General features: G+C 66.1%; 1 protein-coding gene. It reads right to left on the reverse strand.

The genetic code is table 11. From position 1 onward, the window contains the following. On the reverse strand, nucleotides 1-537 hold a 537-nt coding region (locus LQR33_RS24165), incomplete at both ends, for a hypothetical protein (protein WP_231470775.1).

The raw sequence follows: 537 nt of genomic DNA on the forward strand, positions 1-537 counted from the left end.
GTGCAGCGCCTGCCAACGCTCCAGCACGCCCTGCCCTTGCTGGTCGTTCCGTACCCGCCCCTCCACATTGACCAGGTCGGCCATGCCTCCCGCGGTCGCGTATTGCGGGGTCAGACCCTTAGCCTTCATGTCCGCCAGCCAGCTCAGATCGCGCTTGTAGTAGCTCATCGGGTCCACCATCCCGCGCTGGGTCAGCGGCAGCAGCGATTCCGCGTCGTCCTCGGACAACACACCGCCGGTCCGCAGCAATTGGCTGTATTGCTTGACCTGCCCCACCGACAAGCTCGCGATATCGGCGCCCTTGATCAATCGCAGCATCGACAGGCTCATGCCGTACTGCGCCTGCGCCTGCAACCCCGCGATCGCTTCGGCCGCCTTTTTCGCCGGGCTGGCAGGCGCTTGCTGCGGCAACTGCTCGCCCACCGCTTCCGTCGACGGCTTGGCCGCCTCCTTGAAAACCTTCTTGTCCGCCTCGTCCGCCGGCTTCAGATCGATGCCGAGCTTGTCGCCCGGGTGCCGGAACGGCCACGTCCGATG

It is taken from the genome of Chromobacterium piscinae (assembly GCF_021129175.1).
GTDB classification, from domain to species: Bacteria; Pseudomonadota; Gammaproteobacteria; order Burkholderiales; family Chromobacteriaceae; genus Chromobacterium; species Chromobacterium piscinae.